General features: G+C 45.9%; 13 protein-coding genes. 2 read left to right on the top strand and 11 right to left on the bottom strand.

What is annotated here, in order from left to right; genetic code table 11:
- Window positions 1-89 precede the first annotated feature (89 nt).
- A complete protein-coding gene (locus DWU89_RS18755; protein ID WP_222940370.1) occupies window positions 90-4556 on the bottom strand; it encodes a translocation/assembly module TamB domain-containing protein in 4467 nt (1488 codons plus the stop codon).
- 119 nt (window positions 4557-4675) lie between these two features.
- On the opposite strand from DWU89_RS18755, the gene tsaD reads away from it, so the two are divergent.
- Both tsaD and DWU89_RS18745 read left to right on the top strand, forming a co-directional pair.
- Window positions 4676-5704, top strand: coding sequence for a tRNA (adenosine(37)-N6)-threonylcarbamoyltransferase complex transferase subunit TsaD (tsaD, locus tag DWU89_RS18750; protein ID WP_115501160.1), 1029 nt, complete (start codon window positions 4676-4678; stop codon window positions 5702-5704).
- Window positions 5704-6168, top strand: a complete 465-nt coding sequence (locus DWU89_RS18745) for a CinA family protein (protein ID WP_115501163.1) — start codon at window positions 5704-5706, stop codon at window positions 6166-6168. Before tsaD ends, DWU89_RS18745 begins: the two co-directional genes overlap by 1 nt.
- Window positions 6169-6213: 45 nt before the next feature.
- Here the strand turns inward: DWU89_RS18745 and DWU89_RS18740 are convergent, their stop codons facing one another.
- The 10 genes from DWU89_RS18740 to DWU89_RS18695 all read right to left on the bottom strand — a co-directional run bounded on the left by DWU89_RS18740 (window position 6214) and on the right by DWU89_RS18695 (window position 19993).
- Complete coding sequence (locus tag DWU89_RS18740) at window positions 6214-6447, bottom strand: DUF2442 domain-containing protein (RefSeq protein ID WP_115501159.1); 234 nt, start codon at window positions 6445-6447, stop codon at window positions 6214-6216.
- A complete protein-coding gene (locus tag DWU89_RS18735; protein ID WP_115501158.1) occupies window positions 6440-6691 on the bottom strand; it encodes a DUF4160 domain-containing protein in 252 nt (83 codons plus the stop codon). The genes DWU89_RS18740 and DWU89_RS18735 overlap by 8 nt, the downstream gene beginning before the upstream one ends.
- Before the next feature lie 207 nt (window positions 6692-6898).
- Window positions 6899-7798, bottom strand: a complete 900-nt coding sequence (locus DWU89_RS18730; RefSeq protein WP_115501157.1) for a hypothetical protein — start codon at window positions 7796-7798, stop codon at window positions 6899-6901.
- Between the two features lie 7 nt (window positions 7799-7805).
- Window positions 7806-8450, bottom strand: a complete 645-nt coding sequence (gene nth, locus DWU89_RS18725) for an endonuclease III (protein ID WP_115501156.1) — start codon at window positions 8448-8450, stop codon at window positions 7806-7808.
- Window positions 8451-8454: 4 nt separating this feature from the next.
- Window positions 8455-8841 carry a fluoride efflux transporter CrcB gene (gene crcB, locus DWU89_RS18720; protein ID WP_115501155.1) on the bottom strand — a complete coding sequence of 129 codons (387 nt, stop codon included), beginning with the start codon at window positions 8839-8841 and terminating at the stop codon, window positions 8455-8457.
- A gap of 79 nt (window positions 8842-8920) precedes the next feature.
- Entirely contained in the window at window positions 8921-9940 is a 1020-nt protein-coding gene (gene pheS, locus DWU89_RS18715; RefSeq protein ID WP_115501154.1) for a phenylalanine--tRNA ligase subunit alpha, read from the bottom strand.
- 107 nt (window positions 9941-10047) lie between these two features.
- Window positions 10048-10929 (bottom strand): DUF3078 domain-containing protein, encoded by an 882-nt coding sequence (locus DWU89_RS18710; protein ID WP_115501153.1) that lies wholly within the window; start codon window positions 10927-10929, stop codon window positions 10048-10050.
- 98 nt (window positions 10930-11027) lie between these two features.
- Window positions 11028-13010, bottom strand: a complete 1983-nt coding sequence (locus tag DWU89_RS21160; protein ID WP_244205950.1) for a family 43 glycosylhydrolase — start codon at window positions 13008-13010, stop codon at window positions 11028-11030.
- A 70-nt stretch (window positions 13011-13080) separates the two neighbouring features.
- Window positions 13081-14130, bottom strand: a complete 1050-nt coding sequence (locus DWU89_RS18700) for a PDDEXK nuclease domain-containing protein (protein WP_115501152.1) — start codon at window positions 14128-14130, stop codon at window positions 13081-13083.
- Window positions 14131-14296: 166 nt separating this feature from the next.
- On the bottom strand, window positions 14297-19993 hold the full coding sequence (locus DWU89_RS18695; RefSeq protein ID WP_147292147.1) for an Ig-like domain-containing protein: 5697 nt from the start codon (window positions 19991-19993) through the stop codon (window positions 14297-14299).
- Window positions 19994-21491 lie beyond the last annotated feature (1498 nt).

Here is a 21491-nt window from a genome sequence, read left to right as displayed (position 1 = left end):
GTATATTTTCGATTGTGTCGCTTTTCTTTACACATTTTTATTTTCTAATTGTGTAAACTTTTTTCCGTACAAGTCAGAAATGACTTGTGCTAAAAGTAATCTTTATTTCTTTCCGGAATGACCGTTGTACTGTCCGGTGCTGCCGGACGCAGCGGGATCAACGGGAATCTTTTTCGCCGGCGGAAGATGTCGGAGAAGCGAGTGAAATCTTTCTTATACATGATACCGACGCCTTGCGTGGTGAGGGCCTGTTTGAGGAACATATACATGTCGTTGGCATGGTTGTAAGCTTTCAGGCGGATGTCGCCGCTGGGCGTCAGCAGGTATTCGAGGTCGAACTCGCCGATGAAAGCGTTCTTCTGGGTCGCGTTGTTCTTATAGCCGAAGTTTCCGTTAAAGATCAAGCGGTTGTTCAACAGCTGGCTGGAGAGCAGCATCTCCACCTCCGTGTCTTCGATGCCGTCCTGGCTGGTACGGATGTTGGTTCCGAGTTGCACTTTATCCGTGAAACTGTTCATAAGGCTCGATATCTGGGACGAGATGGCGGACGAGGCAACGGCGCTGAAGTCGTTCGACTTAAACTGGTTGTTCGTGTACTCCGGCGTATAGAACTTGTTGAGGACAAGCAGATAGACGATCTGTTTCGTCATCATGTCTTCGGTGTCCACGAGACTTTTCACCTGTCGTTCCAATTCTTCGTTAGAGCCGGGCAGTTCCAGATCAAATGAGATAGTTGGGTTGCGCAACACACCATCGAGGTTTAGCACGCAGTTGACCGGAATGTTTCGCCGTGCGCTTTCGGAGGCGAAGCTGGCATCCAAGTCCTGTATGTTGGCAGTCAGGTTATAAATCGCGTTGACGTTCATTGTCGCTTCGAACGGGTCCCCGCGGAAGTTGATGATACTGCCGTCGCGTATCTTAAAGTCTTTGTGGATGAGCTGCTGGAGGCTGAAGTTATAATTTCCTTCAACGATGCCGATGTTGCCGTACATGCGGAGGTCTGTCTTCGTGCCGTATTGTATCTGGAGGCTTCCGCTGCAATTACCGGCAATCTTGTCACCGCCGACAGGGTCCATGATCAGTTCGATCCTGGCATCGGGGGTGATGTCGAGCAGGAAGTTCATGCGTAGTTCCGCCCCGTCATCTTCGTCTTTGAAGATAAGGGGTTTGATAGAGTCGGCCGGTGCGGTCCGGGCTATCTCGCGTAATTTCTTTTTATCGACGAAGGTGATGAAGTCGTAGTCGGCCGCCGAAGAGTTATTCATAAAGTCGAGCTTAACGGAGGTCTTGGGGTCGCTCCGCATATTGATGTCGAAGTTGATCAGCTGCCCGTTGCCTTTAATGGAGGCGGTACCGGTTCCGAAGACAGTTCCGAATATCAGGGGATTCTGTTTCTGGGGGGCGTCGAACACGAGCATGTTGTTTGTCTGGACGTCGACATCGAAACTGACATCCTTAAAGTGCTGGTGGTTGACGGTCAGGTTCACCTTAGCCGAGTTGCCGAACTTGTCGTGTACGGTTACGCCCCGTCCGATGATCGCATCCTGCGTCAGGTGGATGGAGTCGGAGAAGGTATAGTAGGTATTCAGGTATTCGATGCCTAAGCCTCCGTCGAGCACATAGGCGTCTCCTTCCACGTTCACCGCCTTGAACGGACCGTGGAGGTGGACATTCCCGAAGCCGCGCCCCTGCATGTTCTTGGCTACATTCTCGACAAAGGGATGCAGGAAAGCGAGATTGATATCGTTTGCCCCGAAGAAGAGTGAGAGGCCGGCGTTCTTGCCGACGGGATAGACGTAGCCGCTGACATCGGTCCAGGTCGTGTCGTTCTTGTAGATACTTCCTAACATGAGGATACCTTTCTGCTGGTCGTCCCATTCGCTGAAGAGGTTGAGGCGGCCCAACGGTACCTGGTTGAACGAGAAGTTCTGCACTTCGAGGTCGGTGTTCAGCATCCGGCTACCGTATAGGTCGGTGATATTGAAGGTGCCTGTCGCCTTTCCGGCAAATTGCAAGACTGGTATGTTCAGGATGTCGAAGATATAGCTTAGCTCTACTTGTTTCAGGTCCAGCAGCAGGGTGTCGGACGGGTCCCGGGAAACGACGCCGTCCATGTGGAGGTATTCGTTGCCGTTGGTGACGGAGAAGTTCCGTATCCCTATTTTGCCGTCGGCTATGGAAATGGTGGACGGAGCGATATGCCAGGTCGAGTCGTTCAGGACCAGCGGGCTTTCGTTCAGCGAAATTTCGGTACGCAGAGTGGCCGGTCCTTTCTCCTGTTCTTCTTCAATGAAGAGGGTAGAGGCGGAGAGGTCGGCTTTGAAAAGGCGCTGCTTGTTGTTTGCCCAACCGACCAGCGTATTCACATGGTTGTCTTTTGCGTCTACTTTCAGATCCAGGTAGTTGCGCAGCCCTTTGGTGTTGTAGTTGGTCGCTTTTAGCTGGAGGTTCACCTTGTCTTCGGGGTTGTCGCAAGTCAGGTAACCTCCTTCGAACATCGACTTGCCGATGTTGAACTTCGGCAGGTAGGCTTCGAAACGGAAGCGGTTGTATTGGTTGTTATAGTGTCCTGTGATGCGCCCCTGGTGCAGCATGGTAAAAGGCAGCTTCAGGGTGTTTGAGATATCTTCCGTATTTTCGATTGTCAGCAGGAGGGAAAAGTTGTTTTCCTTTATCTCCTGTTTCTTCTGCGTTACGTTTATCAGGGCTGGCACGTACCCTTTCAGCGTCTTCATAAGGCTGGGAACAATCGTAGTGAAGGAGTAGGCTCCTGTCACTTCACCGTTCAGGACATCGGACGATATCGTCAGATGGCGGTCCAGCGAATGGCCTGTGGCTTCCACTTTCAGTTGTTTCAGGAAAAAACTGTCCGGGGCAGTCCGGAAAGAAAGGCTGTCCAGCGTGATGCTACCTTCCAGGTTATCGATATTGTTTCCTGTGAAGTCGGCGTAGAGCGAGCAGGAGATATCGGGCGCCTCGTACTTGTCGGTCAGGTGGAGGCTGTCCGGGCGGAAATGCTCGAGATGCGTGGTGAAGTTGAACTTTGAGTTTTTTCCTTCGTGGAGGAAGAGGCCTTCGGCATAGAGCTTGCCGTTCGGGTCGTCGATGTCGATTATCCCGTTGAAGCCGTTCTTCTTGAAGTTTCCCGAGAGGAGGATATTCTCATATTTATACCCTTTATATTCGAACTCGTCGATACCTGCTTTGATATTTCCCGAGAAAGAACCGTTCTTCGGGCGGCGGGTGTCGAGTGTAAGGTCCAGCTTGGCTGTCCCGTACGGGTTGCCTTCCGGGAAAAGCTCGTTCAGATACAGGGTGGAGGTGGAGAGATGCCCTTTCAGGTAGGCGGCTATATTATTCTCTTTGTCACTACCGAAGATAAGGTCGGTCTGCACGGACCCGATGGCGGACGAGAATTTGCCGAATGCCACAAGGTTATCAAAGAAACCGGATATCTCGCCGGTGAAGTTAATCGTTCCTAACTTGACGATAGCATCAGGAAGCGTGACCGGATGTTCGTTGAAGTTATTGGCCATGCCTGAGATACCTTCGGTCGTAATGTACATCTTGTTTACCTGCCCGAAGATATAGGCGTCTTCCGGATGGGTGATCCCTTTCATCTCCATTTTGCCGATAAACAGCATCTTGTCGCTGTACTTCAGCGTCAGCCGCTTGAGGTCGATGTTGTTGATATAGCCGGATGCTTCGGCCGAAAGTTCGATTGCCTCCGAGAAATTGCGGAATGCAGGGACGAAGGCGGAAAGGTCTTTCAGGCAGACCTGGGAAGGTGCGATATTCAATACGACCGGCGAATGGTTCAGCAGTTCGTTCACGTCGGTCGCCTCTTCCAGATTGATATGGGCGCGGTCTATCTTGAGATCCGTCTCCGGCAGTTTGATTTCGAAGTTATTAATGATAGCGCTGTCTTTGTTTGCCACCACATTGAGCGAGAGTTTGTTCAAAGAGAAACCGGAGGCTTCGTCGAAACTCATCTTCTTGATGTTGGCGTTGAGGCTGTCTTTGTTGAATGCCTTCATTGCTATCTTGGCGCTTATGTTCTTTATGTCGATATGCTTGGCGTTGAACTTGCCGGGTGTGTGAGGGGCGTCTTCCACGTCGTAACGGAAGTTACCGCGCCGGATCAGGATCGAATTGAAGCGCAGGTCGATATTGGAATCCTTCTTAACCGTATCTTTACTGGCGAAGGCGTCGATTACGAATTGCAGGTTCAGCTTGCTTGTCGGTGTCTCTTTCTTCAGGTTGGCGGTGAAGCCGAACAGGCGGGCGGTAGAAAATACGATCTTGCCTTTCATCAACGGGAGTATCTCGAATCCGGCCGATACATGGTTGGCTTCGAGCAGTACATTGCCGTTTTCATCCTCCAGATACAGGTTCTCGAGCACTAAGCGGTTGAACCATTCGATGTCTACATTCCCGATCCGGACGGGCACACCTAAACGCTCGGATAATTCTGACGTCGCCGTGTTTGCCACTTTTTGCTGCACATAAGGAATGCGCAACAAGATGGCCGGGGTTGCGTAGAATATCCAGAACAGAGTGAGTAGGGTGATGATTATGTATTTAAGTCCTTTGATATCTTTACTATATTTAAGCACAAAACTACAACAATATCCCGAGAGATTTCGTTAATTTGCACAAAAATTAAAACGAAGATATGAGTGTGACTATATTAGGAATCGAATCATCCTGCGATGATACTTCCTCTTCTGTGATACGCGACGGCGTGATGCTGTCGAATGTAATTGCCAGTCAGGCTGTCCATGAAGCCTATGGCGGCGTAGTTCCTGAGCTGGCTTCCCGTGCACATCAACAGAATATTATCCCGGTGGTTGCCGAAGCAATCAAGCGTGCCGGTATCGATAAATCCGAGCTGAGTGCTGTTGCTTTTACCCGTGGTCCGGGCCTTATGGGATCGTTGCTGGTGGGGACATCCTTTGCCAAAGGCCTGTCCGTTTCTTTGAATATCCCGATGATCGAGATCAACCATTTACAGGCGCACGTGCTGGCTCATTTTATCAAGGAGACGCCTGAAGACGATCATGCTCCTTCGTTCCCGTTCCTTTGCCTGTTGGTTTCGGGAGGAAACTCGCAAATCATTAAGGTGAATGCCTATAACGATATGGAAGTGATCGGACAGACGATCGATGATGCGGCGGGTGAGGCGTTTGACAAGTGCGCGAAAGTCATGGGGCTCGGTTATCCCGGTGGTCCTGTCGTGAACCGCCTTGCCAACGAAGGTAATCCGAATGCTTTTACATTCAGTAAACCGCATATTCCAGGTTATGACTATAGTTTCAGCGGACTGAAGACCTCTTTTCTCTATACCCTGCGCGATAAGTTGCAGGAAGATCCCGATTTCATCGAGAAGAACAAGCAGGATCTCTGTGCCTCCCTGCAGGCAACGGTGATCGACATCCTGATGAATAAATTGCGTAAGGCGGCAAAGGATTTGAATATAAAAGAGGTGGCTGTTGCGGGTGGCGTCTCGGCCAATTCCGGTTTGCGCGATGCCTTTCTCGACCATGCCAAACGGTTCGGCTGGAAGGTCCATATCCCGAAGTTCTCTTTTACAACGGATAATGCGGCGATGGTTGCCATAACAGGATATTACAAATACCTGGATCAGCAGTTCTGTCCGATGGATGCAGTTCCGTTCTCACGTGTGTTGAATAAGTTGGGATGATGGATATTGAAATTGAAATAGGTGAATTGCTTCGTTCCCGTCATTTGATGATGGGAACGGCTGAAAGCTGTACCGGTGGATATATCGCGCATCTGATTACGCGTGTGGCGGGTAGTTCCGATTACTTCTGCGGGGGCGTGGTCTCCTACAGCAATGAGGTGAAGCATCATGTGCTGGGTGTTTCGGAAGAGAGCCTGATGCAATATGGCGCCGTCAGCCGTCCGGTTGTCGAACAGATGGCGTTGGGGGCTATCCGTACGCTGGGTTGTGATTGTGCGGTTGCCACTTCCGGCATTGCCGGTCCCGGTGGCGGAACTCCTGAAAAGCCGGTCGGTACGGTTTGGATTGCCGCTGCCCTGAAAGACAAGGTAGTGTCCGAATGCTTCCATTTCGGCACGGAACGGGAAGAGAATATCCGTCAGGCGGCTCGTACGGCGTTGAGGATGTTGAAGGAGTTGTTATAAGATTTAACACCCGATGCTATGTGTGGAGGATGCATCGAGTGTTAACTAAATTATATCCAATGGCGTACGCTTCATGATAAGTGGATAGCGTTCCGGATGTTTCAGACTTTCAATCTCCAAATCTACACCCAATGCTTCCCATTCAATAGCTGAATGACCGCACATCTTTACATTTAACACATCTGAAATGCGGGCATCTTTCATCCAGGGAACCCGGTTGTAAGAGAGGAAGTAGTCCCTACCTTGTACTGAAAGCATGATGCCTTGAGTGTTAATCATCAATACGCTTACCAATGTATTCTGTGAATTTGCGTTTGAATTCGTCTCCATATTTTTCCAATAATTCTGTTATCTTCTTCAATTCTTTATTTTTAAATCCGTAATTGTCGGCCAATTCAATGGTAGGCTCTAACCAAAATTTGGCTTCACATTCAGCCTTTACAACATGGATATGTTTCCGCTCTTCCTCATTGGAGAAGATTTTAAAACAATATCCGTCTTCACGCTTAAAAATTGGACTCATCTTGTAGATTTAATTATATCTATGTCACAAAGATAGCGTTATTACTATTCACACACAAATCGCAGAGTACTAATCTTGATTTCCGTTTTTCCTTCTCTGCTTTCAGTTGTCGGTGGTGGCGACGTCGGTTTTGTAGTATTTACCGTCTGATGATAGCATTTTCAGTTGACTACAATTTGTAGTCAACTCACTTCCTTCTACTATAACTTATTTATCTTGTGTCTCCAGGCATCCCGTATAAAACATCCGGTTGTTTTCCCGTGTGGTTTGATTGATTACATGGAATTGGGGGAATATCTGTTCGAGGCGTAGTGCCAGCGTGTCGCCTAACGGTGCGTACAGGCTGTCGGCGGTTGCGTTATAGGGGAGGCTGCCGAAATAACAGAGGTGGTTTTCGTTCATGAACAGGTCGGCACCCAACCACCAGTTCCGGATTCGCCATTCGGTCGAGTCGGGCAGGGATACGTACAGGTTGAGGCTGTCCGACTGTATCATCAGGTTCAAAGGAGCGTTCGCGTCAAATGTCCGGCGCAGGCGGTCCTGGTCGGGGAGCAAATAGTTTTGCTTGTTCTTTTGTATCTGGGCGACTTCTTCCAACAGCTTCTTGCTATAGCTTGCCACCCAGATGCCGTTGTATTGGTAGTAACCGAAGAAGCGGTTGCCGTTATCCGGATAATAGGTGAACACGATGTCGTTCTTGGTCTGTTTTTGTGGGGCAAATGAGCCGAAAGCCTTTTGTAACGTATTCTTTTCTATCCGGTTGATAAGATTCTTTCCTGCTTGTGTGTATAGGACGACCCCTTGAGGATGGAAGGAGAGTAGCAATGGGGAAAGATCCCGGTTGTTTTGGATAATGGAAAGGTATATTTCCGGTATCCGGGAAGCAAAAGCGTCGTATTCCGGTTTCCGGGATAGTATGTATTTAGAGAAAGCGACAGGACGGTTCACACTCAGGATCGCGTCTGATGCCGGAGCCACCAGCGTATATAGATCAGTTTGCACAACCTTCTTCTCTTTTTGCATTTTGCCTAAAAAGAACCAGACTGCCACCAGCGTAGCGAGAGCAGCTATTGTAAACGTCACTATTTCCCGCTTGTCAGCTTTCATTTCTGTCTTACGTTTTCTTGGGGTCCAGGAAATATTTACACCAGGGTTTGAGTCCGCATTCCTCACATTTAGGCTTGCGGGCGATGCAAGTATAACGTCCGTGTAGGATCAGCCAATGGTGGGCGATCGGAATCTGTTCCTCCGGGATATGCTTCACCAATTCCTTTTCTGTCTCCAACGGCGTTTTGCTGTTGTTGGTCAGGCCGATGCGGTTGGCTACGCGGAAGACATGCGTATCGACAGCCATTGCCGGCTTGTTGTAGACGACCGAGGCTATGACATTTGCCGTCTTACGGCCTACGCCGGGTAGCTTTTGCAGTTCGTCGATATCGGACGGTACGACACCTCCGAAATCCGACATCAGCATCTTTGCCATGCCGACCAGATGTTTCGACTTGTTGTTGGGATAGGAGACGCTCCGGATATATTCGAAGATGACTTCCGGTGTCGAGGCTGCCATTACTTCGGGAGTCGGGAAGTCCTTAAAGAGGGCGGGAGTGATCATATTCACCCGTTTGTCCGTGCATTGGGCGGATAGGATTACGGCGATAAGCAACTGATACGGATTGTCATAATGCAACTCCGTTTCGGCAACCGGCACATTCTCGTTGAACCAGTTCAATACCCCTTTATATCGTTCCTCTTTTCGCATATCATTATTTAATGAGTGACATCGTATTTTTACCAAGAAGCAGTCCCAGGAATACGGCTAACAATCCTAACAGATTACTGGCCAGTATATTCAGAAATACCTGTTTATATTCGCCGGTTTTCATCAGCGACATCGTATCCAGTGCAAACGAAGAGAATGTGGTAAATCCGCCGAACAGGCCGGTGAAGAGAAAAACTCTTGCGTTAGCAGAGAGATTGGTTGTTTCGGCTATGCTCCAACAAAAGCCGATCAAAAAAGAGCCGATCACATTGACCGAAAGTATCCCGAAAGGGAAGGAGTGTAGCATCGAACGCTGTACCCACGTCGAAACCCCGAAGCGGAACAGAGTACCGATTGCCCCTCCTGTTATAAGTAGTAGAACCTTTATCATACCATTTACGTCTTTAGTGTGTTTTTCCCCGGGTTGGTTAAGGACCCGGGGAAGATGGTAAATGATTTAGGTTCTCAACTTAATTGGCTGACTCAAACTGTCTCAGGAAACGAACATCGTTTTCGGAGAACATGCGTAAGTCTTTTACTTGGTATTTCAGGTTTGTTATACGCTCGATACCCATTCCCAATGCATAGCCGGAATATACTTTGCTGTCGATACCGCAGTTTTCCAGTACATTCGGGTCTACCATACCGCAACCGAGGATTTCCACCCAGCCGGTTCCTTTACAGAACGGACAGCCTTTGCCACCGCAGATATTACAAGAAATATCCATTTCGGCGGAAGGTTCGGTGAACGGGAAGTAAGAAGGACGTAAGCGTATTTTCGTATCTGCGCTGAACATTTCCTTGGCGAAGAACAGTAAAGCCTGTTTCAGGTCGGCAAAAGAAACATTCTTATCCACATACAAAGCTTCTACCTGGTGGAAGAAACAGTGTGCGCGATAGGAGATTGCTTCGTTACGATAGACACGTCCCGGGCAGATGATGCGGATAGGAGGTTCCTGATTCTCCATTACGCGGGTCTGTACGGAAGATGTATGTGTACGAAGTAATACGTCCGGATTATGTTGGATAAAGAAAGTATCCTGCATGTCGCGTGCCGGGTGGTCTTCTGCAAAGTTCAGAGAAGAGAACACATGCCAGTCGTCTTCGATCTCCGGTCCTTCAGCGATGCTGAATCCTAAGCGTCCGAATATGTCGCAGATTTCTTTCTTTACGAGTGAAAGCGGATGGCGGGTCCCTAATTCGATCGGGTAGGCTGTACGGGTGAGGTCGATGTCATCGTTCACCGTCTGTACATTATCAAAGCCTGCTTTCAGTTCGTTGATTTTATTTTGAGTTGCCTCTTTCAGTTTATTGAGGTATTGGCCTACTTCACGCTTCTGATCTGCCGCAACGTTGCGGAAATCGTTCATCAACAAAGAAATTTCACCTTTTTTGCTGAGGTATTTAATGCGTAATGCTTCCAGTTCTTCAGCGTTAGCCGCTTTCAGGTTCTCCACTTCATTAAGCAGAGCGTTAATCTTATTGATCATTTCTAATCATTTTTGTTTTCAACGTGCAAATTTAGCCCTTTCTTTGGATACTGCAACCGATTGTGACTGGTTTTTTTGAAAAAATAGAAGCATTTACCCGCTTTTTATCAGAAATTGTAAGCTACGCCGATACCCAATACTTCCTTGAATTGCACTTTTGCACCATGTTTTTCACCTTCTTTGTTAAAGGTCTTCACATCATTATCGTATTTGAGTGTGGTGTTGAGTGTCGCGCTGAGGTATTTGTTAATCTTCATATTGATCAGCATATCCCAGTTCACGTCTACATTGCCGAACTGCTTGTCGTAGGGGGTGAAGAAATCGACGCTTGTGATCAGGTTTACGTTCTCCATAATCTTTTGTTCCGCTTTTGCTTTGATGAAGGCGCCGAGTTCCGCTTTAAAACGGTCTCCGGGATCGACACCGAATGCTCCTTCATTTGACAGGTAGTCGTCTTCCACAAATGTCAGTTTGCCTGCAATCGGGGAGAGATAAAGGGAATAGTTGCTTTTCGGACGGAAGTCCATACCGAATGAGATATTGGAATAGGCCGGAGCAAAGAATTTGGAAATGTAATGTGATTTGTCCGGATAGTTATATCCCTTATAGAACTGGGTGTTGAGGTCGGCCATTGCCGTATAATACCATTTTTCACTTGCTTTATAGCCTAACTGGGTAGAGAATGCGATCTTATCGGATGTTTTCTGCACACCTTGCGATTTCGTTTTCGTCAATCCGTAATCCAGTCCGATGTTGCTGATCCATAGCCAATTCGCTCGCTTATGGGTAAGCGTCCCGTTCAGGTATGCATTGCCTGCAAAAGAGTTTTCACCACCGGCCGACCAGTTGCTGACTGCCGTTTGCGACATATTGACACCGGTAATGCCTTTCAGCACCCATTTCCCTTCTTCATACCCTTTGTCATCTGTTTGACCGTATCCGGCAACGCTTCCCATCACGAGTGCTACCATTAAATATACACGTTTCATAAATTCTGTTTTTGTAAGTTGTTTTAATTGAAGACGTCTTTTATAAAACAACAGGTAGCACCCGATTTTGTTTATTTTGAGGAAAGCTTGATTTCCGGTTATGGCAGATAAGGTTTGCCTACCGTCAGTTTATCTCCCGATAAATCGATTTCGAAAAGATGAGGGACACGGATGTATTTCCCGTTTACATCTTTGTGGCTATGGACGGACATCAACCATTTTCCATCCAATGTTTGAAACAACATGCCATGCCCGAAATTAGGCGGGGTAACAGGTTCTTTCTCCTGTATCCAGGGACCGTCCAACGTTCCGCTTTCCGAATAAGCGACTCCTTGCGTGTAATCCTGGAATACCCAACTTGTCCAGATCATACCTAAACGTCCCCTACCAGTCCTGAACAACCAGGGGCCGTCAGTCACCCGGTTTGGCAGAACTTTCTCTCCCATCTTTTCACGACTCCAGGGCGAATCGCTGGCACGGAACAGTATTTTGCCCTTTCCGGCAGGACCGCTTAGATCCGGTTTCAACTCGATTTTTTCGATCGTCCCGTTCAGGTTCTGTAGCCATTCGTGGCAATAAACCATATAAGGTTTCCCGTCGCTATCAACCCAGAAAGTGCCGTCCAGTGTAGGCATGTTTTCCGGAAGATAAACCGGGTCTTTCATCGGTTTGTAAGGTCCGTCGGGTTTATCGCTGACCAGGATATGGCTGGCACGGCGGGGGATTACGTTTCCTTTTACGGAATCTATCCGGATCGCGTTGTTTGTAAAAGTTGCGAAATAATAATATTTGCCTTTGTATTCGTGTAACTCTGCTGCCCAGATTTCCGGCTTGGGACCCATCCATGAGTCCGGGTCGGTTTGTGTAACCTGATACGGACCTTCCCACAGAGCGAGGTCCTTGCTTTTCCACAGACGTCCTCCCGTTCCGGTCATATAATACATATTAGTCTTTTTGTCAGCCAGGATGCAGGGATCACTCAGGTGGATGGAATCCAAAGGTATGGCCGTATATTTGTTTTTCCAGTATTGTTCCAGCCGGTCGGCTTCCTCTGTTGTGATTTGTATCACAGCTCCATGTTTAGGGGAGGAGAAATTAGTACATTTCATCACCCCTTCATTGAAATGTCCGAGGTCTTTAAACGTGACGAAGTCCGTTGTTTCGACAAAACCGAAATTATGAGGCTTGATACTGAATATATCGTACATCAGTACCCATTTGTCTTCTCCTATGCGTTTCCAGACGTTGGGCGCTTCGCAAGCTCCCGGTTCCAGGTCTATCCATTGAGGCTGATAAGCGTAGTCTTTGTTGATCTTATCGGACATGGCCATCTTTATGCCGCCCGTTTTTTCCTGTGCCACGTATGTCATACAGAAACGTCCGTCGGGCAAGTGCGTGATGTCGGCATCCAGTACCTGGATTTCCGGATTGGGATATTCGAAGAGGATGGTGGGTTTTGTCACCAAGCGGGTAAAATCGTCATCCGTGTAGGCGTAATAAAGTTTGGTTTTCCCTTTTCCTTCCTTGCGGATCGTGAAATAAATCATCATTTTCTTCTCCACAGGGTCGTAAGTCGTTTCGGGAGCCCATGCGCAACCGATCTCTCCAAATTCATCGGGAAATGCTTTGTCGATACGGACACAGGTGTGCGTCCAGTTTATCAGATCGAAAGACTTCATCAGTATCAGTCCCCGGTTGTTTCCCCAGCCATAAAGTTCTCCGTCCCGTTCCCATTCGGTTGTCCGGTATCCTTTTTCTTTGGCAAAAAGATGCAGGTCGGTCATGGCTATATAGAAAGCACCGTCCGGACCGCGATAGATATGCGGATCACGTATGCCGCGCTGTTCGGCTATCGTATCGCCGGCGATAACCGGTTGTCCGTTATTAACAGCCGTAAAAGAATAACCGTCACGGCTGACAGCCATAAAAAGGCTATGTGTCGGGTCCGTAAAATAGACCATCAGGTAAGCTCCCATATCTTTTTCCGACGGTATGGTATGGGACGTTTTTCCTTTCGGTTGGGCAAAGATTCCGAAGGGCAGCAGTAAGCTGAACAATACAATAAATACACCTTTATTCATGCTATTCGATATTAAGATTAAATATGGGTGCAAAAATAAGTGATTTATTGACACGAATATCATCTTTATCCTATTTATATTGATTTTCGATTAATCGTTTCAATTCCTCTTTGCTTGGCAATATTGTTTGATATTTGCTGGCAAAGATTTGTTTGTTACCTGCCGGTAACGTTATTTCTACCATTGTATCGCTTTTGTCTGCACATAATAAGATGCCGATTGTCGGGTTTTCATCTTCCAGTTTCATGAAACGATCGTAGTAGTTGACGTACATCTGCATTTGCCCTAAATCCTGATGTTTTAGCATCCCTCGTTTCAAATCAATTAGCACGAATGCACGAAGTAAACGGTTGTAAAACACTAAATCTACACGAAAATGTTGTTCATCAAAGGTCAAACGTACCTGCCTGCCAACAAATGTAAAACCTTTACCAAGCTCTAACAAAAAGGATTGTAAATGATCGATTAATCGCTGTTCTAACTCGCTCTCCGAGTATCGGGGTAGTTCCGGTAAACCGATAAATTCCAAAACGTATGGATCTTTTATCAGATCTTGTGGTGTTTCCACGATATGTCCTTTTTCGGATAATGCTTTTACAGAATCTTTATCATGGCTTAATACTAATCGTTCGTAGAGAGAGGAATCGAATTGCCGTTCTAATTCCCGTAAACTCCAATTATTATTTGTCGCTTCAATTTCATAGAAACGCCGTTCTTCGGGATTTGATATACGCATTAGTTTAAGATAATGTGACCAACTGAGGGTGAAGTGCAATTCATTCACCTTATCCTGTCTTTTTAGAGATTTCGTCAACAGTGTTGACGAAATCTGTGTTGAATAGATTTTATAGAAATATCTCATTCTATCTAAATTTTCAACGGAGAAACCTTTTCCGAATTTAAGGGTTAATCTCATAGATAGTTCTTTTAATACGGCTTTCCCGTATTCTGCACGCCGTTCACCTTGTTGTTCGTCTTCTACGATCATTCGACCTATTTCATAATAGGTATAAACCATTGTAGTGTTGACTGTGGTTATCACTTGTTTACGTGCTTCAGCAATCAGCATTTCGATGCGGTTTGCGAGCGATTGTTCTGTTTGGTTGGAAATTGGTTTCATATTTAATTTTATGGTATGGACAAAGGTAGGTATTATATTCGAGATAAAGCAGACTAAGTACTTGAAATCATAAAGACAGGGGAACCTCACGGCCCCCCTGTCCTAAACTCACTATTAATAATCTTTACTTACGAGAGAAAAGATTACTTATTAAGAAAAATACAAATTATCGTACACTAACCTTTGTTACAACAGACTCGTTGCCTGTACCCAATTTCACCAGATAGATACCGGTGGAAACAGGGATCTGTGTTGCGCTGCTGATTGTAGCGTGGTAAACAACCGTACCGGCGATATTCACAACCCATGCCTGCATAGGTGCAACAGGCTGGATGTGGATGTATCCGTCCTTGCCATAAACGGCAGTGTTGGCGATTGCTTCTTCCAGACCGGTAGCAAAGTCTACTGTCACTTCGCAAGTTGCAGTCTTGCCGCCGTCTTCGGTAGTAACTGTGATAGTTGCTTTACCTACAGCAACAGCCGTAACCTTACCGTTTGCATCTACTGTCGCAATCTTGTCGTCGCTGCTCTTCCAAGTCACATTTTTATTGGAAGCATCAGACGGGTTGACAGTTGCTTTCAGGGTATAAGTACCCAGGCGCGGCAATGTCAGCTCTGCTTTGTCGAGAGATACGCTTTCTACGGAAACGGTAGTTGTTGTTCCGCCACCGCTCGGTTGTGATTTGTAAGTACCTGAATTGCTTGTATAGATTACTTCGTAGTTCTGGGTATCGCCGCCGCTAACAAAGAATTTAGAAGCCGCTTTATCCAGTGTGACAGTCGGATCATATCCTAAACCGTTCATCGAGATCGCTTCTCCCGAAGAAGCCAGTTTGTAGAAGTTGCCTTTTATAACGTTACTCTTGATCGTGCTTTCCGTTGTTCCATATACATTACCGATCGTGGCAAGTATTTTGGACTTGCTGATAAAGCCGTTTATAGTACCACCTGTTTTTACCGTATAATTTCCGGAAGTGGCGGTTGCTGTTACGGTGTATTCCTTTTCCTGAGCATTAACAGCATCCGACCAGTCTACATTCAGCGGTTCAATATCGCCTTCGACCAAACCGGTTGAAGCATAAGTTGTAAGTGCCTTGTCTACCTTCAAGCCGTTATAAGCCTTGTAGACTTCGGTTACAGTCAGCTCTTTCTGAGAGATTGTTCCACTTAAACCTTCAATTGTCAAATCGTAATTGCCGGCTTTTACTCCGGAAAGACCGATTGTACGGGAGGGAGATATAGCATGTTTGCCGGCATTCTTATCTGCATAAGTAAAGGAAACGCCGGACAGATCGAGTATAACTTCATCACCATCTACAATGTTTTTAGTAGCCAACGTTCCGTTAGCAGTTAGTGTCCCGTCGTACACCTTATCAAAACCTGTTCCTATAACTGTGATTACCCTTGCGCCGACAGATGCCTGTACCAGATTTGCACCGGCACCGCTTGCACCGGTTGCCACGATAGCAGCGTCACCGATACCGACAGCCTGTACGGTTGCCGTCTTCGTATCGCTACCATCTGCACCTGCATCTGTAATAGACAATACATTGTAATTCGTACTCGTCAGTGTTGCTGTCGATGGATATGTGATTTTGAGAGTCTGGCCATAAGTTAAAGGAGTACGAGTTACGTTTGCATTAGCAGCTTTTGTTGTCGGTTCTGTAGTTGAACCTACTGTAATCTCGATTGCAGCTTTTGATTGCAAAGCATCTCCGTATGCTCTCTGACCATCGCCATATTCAACGTAAGCCTGATTCTCATTCATGATTTTAACTGCATTTTCGTCCAGATCCCATCCCGCAACATCGACTATGATACCATAAGCATTGCTTGCATCCGAATAAGTCACCACCTTCGGAGTTCCGCGAACGATTTCTACATCGGCAGGAACTGTTTCCAACTCGTAGTTATTGAATGAGATGCCTTTTGCTATACTCAAAACGCCTTTGTTTTCCTCAACAGCAAGCGTTCCTGTGTAGAGATCCTGTGTTGTGTTGATGTCTTCTCCATTCTTGAATCCTTCGAACTTCAGGTCATAGCTGGCACGTAGCTCATTGTATTTACGTTTTGCATTCTCGATTGTCAGTGTTAACGGTGCTTTCGTGATCGTACCGCTTACCTGATAACCGGTCAGTTCATAATTGCTCTTGCCATTATCACCGTCTGTTAAAGCCAGTCCGCTCAAAACAATATTTTGAGCAGCATCGGAGGCATTCTTGTTTTCAAACTTGGCGGTCAAACTTTCTGCTAATGTTACACCAGCAATCACTTTTCCATTCAAATCGACTACTTGCAGGGCATTATCAGGAAGTGTAATACTTAACAGTCCGTCGTACGACTTCGTAATCGCTACTTTCGGATTATTCACTACTTTCACCAGCTTCTTCGTGACCTCGATCGTTTGAACAGCTGATGCTTTTGCGTAGTTGTCATCGCCTTCGCTACTAACGGTAATAGTGGCAGTACCTGCTTTTGCGATCTTCAATAAACCGGTTTCACTTACTGTTACAGCGTCACCTGTTGTTACTGCATACTTGTATTCATTCTTTGCAGCAGCCTGGTCGCTGGTAGCAGCCAATTGGATATCGGCGCTACCGAATTCCAATTTACTGATCTGCGAAGTGAAAGAGAGTGTCTGCGGTGTCTTGGCGGCAGCAATCGTTACTGTCAATTTTTCGCTTAAACCCTCGCCAACTTTTGCCTTGATCTCATAATCACCATCTTCAAGTTCTGTTAATGTAGTTGTGAACTGGGACTTTTCGTCAATAGTTAAAGCCAAATCCTTTGCCTTTCCACCAACTGTAAAGTCACCCTTGAATGTAGTTGATTCAGCAGCCCCACCATCATTAACCATCTTACCGGTCAATACGATCGATTTCTTGTCTGCACCGACAACGGCACTAATCAACTCGACTTTCGGAGCAACAGCGGTAACAGTCAGCTTGGCAGCTGCATATTTCAGGTCATAATTCTGCGATGTATATCCGTAAGGAGTGATGTCATATTCTCCGGCTTTCGAATCTTTTGTAGCCGCGCACTTGAATTTCAGCTCACCGCCCAGGACGGACTGGCTCTCACTATCTGCAAAATTAGAAAAAGTAGCTGTAAATTCTGGATTCTCTACGCCATAATTACGACTTTTTGCTTCTGCCGTAACAGTCAGTTCCTTCTTCTTTATCTGAGCAGCCACGCCACTGATTGTAGCGACACGATAATAGTCTTTATGGTCGCCACTCAATGTCGGAGTTACGATAACCGGAATAGAATCACCGGCATTCAGGCTGGTCAGTTCACCGGCAGTTGTCAGAGTCAAAGTAGTATGATCCTTTACCAATCCGATGAATAAATCATCAGTAACATCTTCCGGCTTTGTTGATGCAACTGTAACCGTTACGGTTTTATTTGTCACACCATAAGTCAGATCGCTGGTAACCGTCAGCCAAGCCGAATTTACCTGGATTGTTTTGGGAACGACTTTCAAATCCTGATCATATGACTTATCTTTCTTAGTGATCGTTAATGTCACCTTGCCCGGCTTCAGAATCGTCAGTGTGTTTTTACCATCTGAGGATAGAGCAACAACACCTGTTTCACTACCTTCTTTTATAGCATAAGTCACACCGGAAACATTTGCCATCAACTCTATCGGAGCAGTACCGAAAGCTACTGAATCCGGAAGGTTGACGATTTCAGGGATTACCATTGTATAAGAAGCAATTCCATAGATATTATCTGTCAGGCTCAACAATTGAACGTTCTTCCCGGCTTGCAGATATGCGTCTGCCAATGATTCTTTTGTGATAATCACACCGTCTTTACATTCAATTGCGATATTGCTATTGGTAAAATCAGGTGCAGTTTCACCCTCATCTGTCTTTGCATTCATTCCTTTGATGAAATCCATATATTTTACATCCGGAGCCTGTACGACACCACCTTTGTTCATCATACCGATTAATCCGTTAAGGGCATTATCTACAGTTGTGCCATAAGCATATGTATAGCCACCGGCATTAATACGCAAATAGCAAATCATACAATCTTCAGAATAACTGTTTGCCTTGGCTAATTCTGCATCATTAATATTTTTTGCATTTGAAATTGTAACAGTACTGCTGCTATCATCTTTCTTAATTGTGCAATTATCCTGTAACATAAAGGCTGTAGAAGCCCAGTTCTGTACAGTAAACGAGAAACCCTTGAAAACGTTATCCTTCACCGTAAAGGCCGGAGTCTCGGATGTCGGATGCAGAACCAACCCGTTGGAGCAATAAGTATCAGCTGAAACACCTCCTGTAAATTCGCAGTTCGTAACAGTAACAGAAGAAGCAATGACCGTAACAATATCTTTCTGCCAATAGTTTGTTCCGATACTGTTTCCGACCAACTTTAAGTTATCCAATGTCACCCCTTCTTTTTCGATTACGATCTGTCCGGTAAGGGAAGCTTTTTGTGTCTTATCCGCACTTACAATTACGACAGGTTCAACAATCTTTAGCAAGCCGGATAGTGCGATATCAGCTCCTGCCGACAGTTTAACGGTATCGGCTTTTGCCGTAAGAGCGGCGGTCAATTCGGCCGCATCTGAAACTAAAGCAGTCAGCTTTCCGTTTGATGTAAATGTCCCGCTGTTGCTAAAAGTTCCGCTATAGGCTAACGTTCCATTATTCGTTAACGTACAACCGCTTTCTATAGACAGCCCGTCGTTGAAGTTCCATGTTTTACCGCTATTTAAGGTAAACTCTTTTATCGTAATTTTAGTATCAGTCGACTTTCTGTCAAAATCTGTAATTTTAGCTTGAGCTCCGGTTAGCGTAAGATTCGCACCGTCCAATCCCTGTCCAGCTTGCATGACAGGTGTCGCGCTATTATTGGTTGAGTTTGTAAATGTATAAACCACAGAACCTGTTACCGACGGTATTGCCTCGCTGGTACCTGAATCGGAATTATTCCATCCGGCAACAGCTCCTAAGTATCCTTTTACACTATTAAATGTACATTTATCGAATGTCATGGACAAATTTTCTACCCGTCCGCGGTTTAGAGATGCGATTTCACCTGTAAACGTGCAGCTGGTAGCCTTCATCGTAATGTTGTCCGAACGTCCGTTTGATGCAATACCATATAAGTTAGCCACACTAACACCGTCGAGCATAACATCCGTTGTTTGGGAATAGGTACGTCCTTGTCCTCCACCACATCCGATATAACCGGTTATTGTGCCACCTGTCATTTTGACTGTTGTTTTCAGAACTCGGTTGTTGGAATCATCAAATGCTGTTTCCAACGTATTCCCAGTTTTTCCTTCATCATAACCGCCGCAAAAAAGATATGCTACGGAAACATTATTTTTGACATTAATCTCAGCTTCTCTGGATCTGGCATAATACTGACCGCCGGCAACAAGTAAGTTCGACACCGTTCCCCCTTCAATATTAATAGCCGTTTTTCCGGTAACATCGCCGTAGTTTATGGAACCGTCGTCATTTTTGAATCCATATCCGCCACCGTATATATCACCGACTGTTCCACTTTGCAGAGTAATACTGCTTGCAGCAGCTTCTTTCGCCAGAGCACCTCCGAAGATTGCACCCAACGTTTTGAAATGTAACGTGTCGTTGGTGTCTGTTGCTTTTACAACCATCCATTCACCTTCCTGGAAGACCGTGACCGGATGTCCGTTTGCAAAACAGATCGCCGTTCCGTTCTTTTCAATTACTTTCGGATTTTCTTCGCTTTTTAGTATATTTTTTTTATTCTGGACTACCACTTTGGATGAAGCTGTTTGAGCTTGTAGATAGCCAGTACTTGTCGCCATGCCTGTAACGATGGCAAACAACATAAGTAATCTCTTTTTCATACATTCTAAAATTTAATTGTAATTTCTTGATATAGTTTTTCCCTATACACGTTTAGGGTGTAATCTGTGTGGTTACACGTAAACGGGTTTTTTCGCGCTTTGGTTTGTTCCTTTATTTCATCGGCAATACAAATTTGGGTTCCATCAGTTCCCGGAGTGGAGGTTATACAAACAAAAGAAGGCGTAGGAACTGTTGATATATCTTATATTGAGGCTCTCGACTGCCCTAAACCTTGATATAAACAACAGCCCACGCCCTTTTGCTCGTATATAGGCATATGCAGGACATATGGGTATATAACAAGGAAAGGTACGTGAGCGTTTAGTTGTCTATTATCCAAGGTTTATGAAACTGTCGAGATTTCAATATAAGGATAATATCTTTTTAAACGCTTCTCGTAATCAATAAAACGCAGTGACCTGTAACTCTATACAGGTGTGCAGGGGCAAAAGTAGACCTTAATTTTCAATAAACAAAGAAAAAAGGAAAATAATGTGCTGATGAAATAATATGCCAATGAGAAAGAAAGGATAATATTTTGTTGGTTCCGGGATTGATTCGGAATTTGACAGAACTGAACTATCTTGTTCCCGCGCTCCGACGCGGGATCGCAGAGGAACAGGCTTTATCAAAACTTGTAAATGATGATTTAGGATGCGGCAGGCTGTTTTGCGATCCCGCGTCGGAGCGCGAGAACGGGATAGCTCACTATTTCTTAGTTTTGGACCTTCTGCTAATTGAAAAATATACATTAACCCCCTGTTTCGACTGTTTTTCTATTTCGTCCGAAATCTTGATCGATTTTGGATTGACTCTTTTCACGATTTTAGCCCATTCGGATGACAACAGAGAAAATGAGGTGCCGAGCCCATCCCCAAAAGCGTACAATTTGATTATCGAAAACAGGAAATACCGGCAAAGTGATAAACCTTAACTCCCGGAGAATCGAATATTTGCGAACGAAGGCGGACGGCGTTCCAAATATCTAAAGGAAATTTTGGGGGCTTGTTGCCGTGAGGTGCGCAGAAAATTGCCGTGAAGTAACGCTTCATCGCTCTGAAGGTTGACTTCGTACTATATGAAGTCCGACTTCAGGGCAATAAAGTTCCGGGTCAGAGCGATAAAGTCCCTCTTCATGGCGATAAGGTGCCAGATCATAGGAAAAAGCCCCTTTTTGACGGCTGAAAAGTGGGTTGACATTTGTTTTATCCGGGGTGTCTTTTGAGACTAAAAAACACGTTTTATACAATAAGCCCTCTGCCGTAGGCTCTCTTTTGCCGTTTCGTTTCAACGAACGGTTTTAGAGCTTAGGGGGAAAGCCTCTTCCTCTGTGGGCTTGAGTCCCTTTAATAGGATTATTTGTAGATATTTGAAAGGGGGTTCAAACCCACAGAGGAATCCGGCAAAGCCGGGTGTTTATCAACCCGTTGATTGAAGAGACTGTGTGAAAAAGCCCAAGAAGAAATTGTAAAAGAGTAATAGAATTCTTATCTTTAA

The sequence above is a fragment of the Parabacteroides acidifaciens genome (assembly GCF_003363715.1).
GTDB classification, from domain to species: Bacteria; Bacteroidota; Bacteroidia; order Bacteroidales; family Tannerellaceae; genus Parabacteroides; species Parabacteroides acidifaciens.
Note: the sequence above shows the minus strand (reverse complement) of the source record. Positions and strands in the feature narration are given on the sequence as shown.

What these genes read in the sequence shown, in the direction of transcription:
- tsaD (WP_115501160.1), top strand. Translation starts at nt 4,676, where the DNA reads ATGAGTGTGACTATATTAGGAATCGAATCATCCTGCGATGATACTTCC.
- DWU89_RS18745 (WP_115501163.1), top strand. Translation starts at nt 5,704, where the DNA reads ATGGATATTGAAATTGAAATAGGTGAATTGCTTCGTTCCCGTCATTTG.
- DWU89_RS18740 (WP_115501159.1), bottom strand. Translation starts at nt 6,447, where the DNA reads ATGATTAACACTCAAGGCATCATGCTTTCAGTACAAGGTAGGGACTAC.
- DWU89_RS18735 (WP_115501158.1), bottom strand. Translation starts at nt 6,691, where the DNA reads ATGAGTCCAATTTTTAAGCGTGAAGACGGATATTGTTTTAAAATCTTC.
- DWU89_RS18730 (WP_115501157.1), bottom strand. Translation starts at nt 7,798, where the DNA reads ATGAAAGCTGACAAGCGGGAAATAGTGACGTTTACAATAGCTGCTCTC.
- nth (WP_115501156.1), bottom strand. Translation starts at nt 8,450, where the DNA reads ATGCGAAAAGAGGAACGATATAAAGGGGTATTGAACTGGTTCAACGAG.
- crcB (WP_115501155.1), bottom strand. Translation starts at nt 8,841, where the DNA reads ATGATAAAGGTTCTACTACTTATAACAGGAGGGGCAATCGGTACTCTG.
- pheS (WP_115501154.1), bottom strand. Translation starts at nt 9,940, where the DNA reads ATGATCAATAAGATTAACGCTCTGCTTAATGAAGTGGAGAACCTGAAA.
- DWU89_RS18710 (WP_115501153.1), bottom strand. Translation starts at nt 10,929, where the DNA reads ATGAAACGTGTATATTTAATGGTAGCACTCGTGATGGGAAGCGTTGCC.
- DWU89_RS21160 (WP_244205950.1), bottom strand. Translation starts at nt 13,010, where the DNA reads ATGAATAAAGGTGTATTTATTGTATTGTTCAGCTTACTGCTGCCCTTC.
- DWU89_RS18700 (WP_115501152.1), bottom strand. Translation starts at nt 14,130, where the DNA reads ATGAAACCAATTTCCAACCAAACAGAACAATCGCTCGCAAACCGCATC.
- DWU89_RS18695 (WP_147292147.1), bottom strand. Translation starts at nt 19,993, where the DNA reads ATGAAAAAGAGATTACTTATGTTGTTTGCCATCGTTACAGGCATGGCG.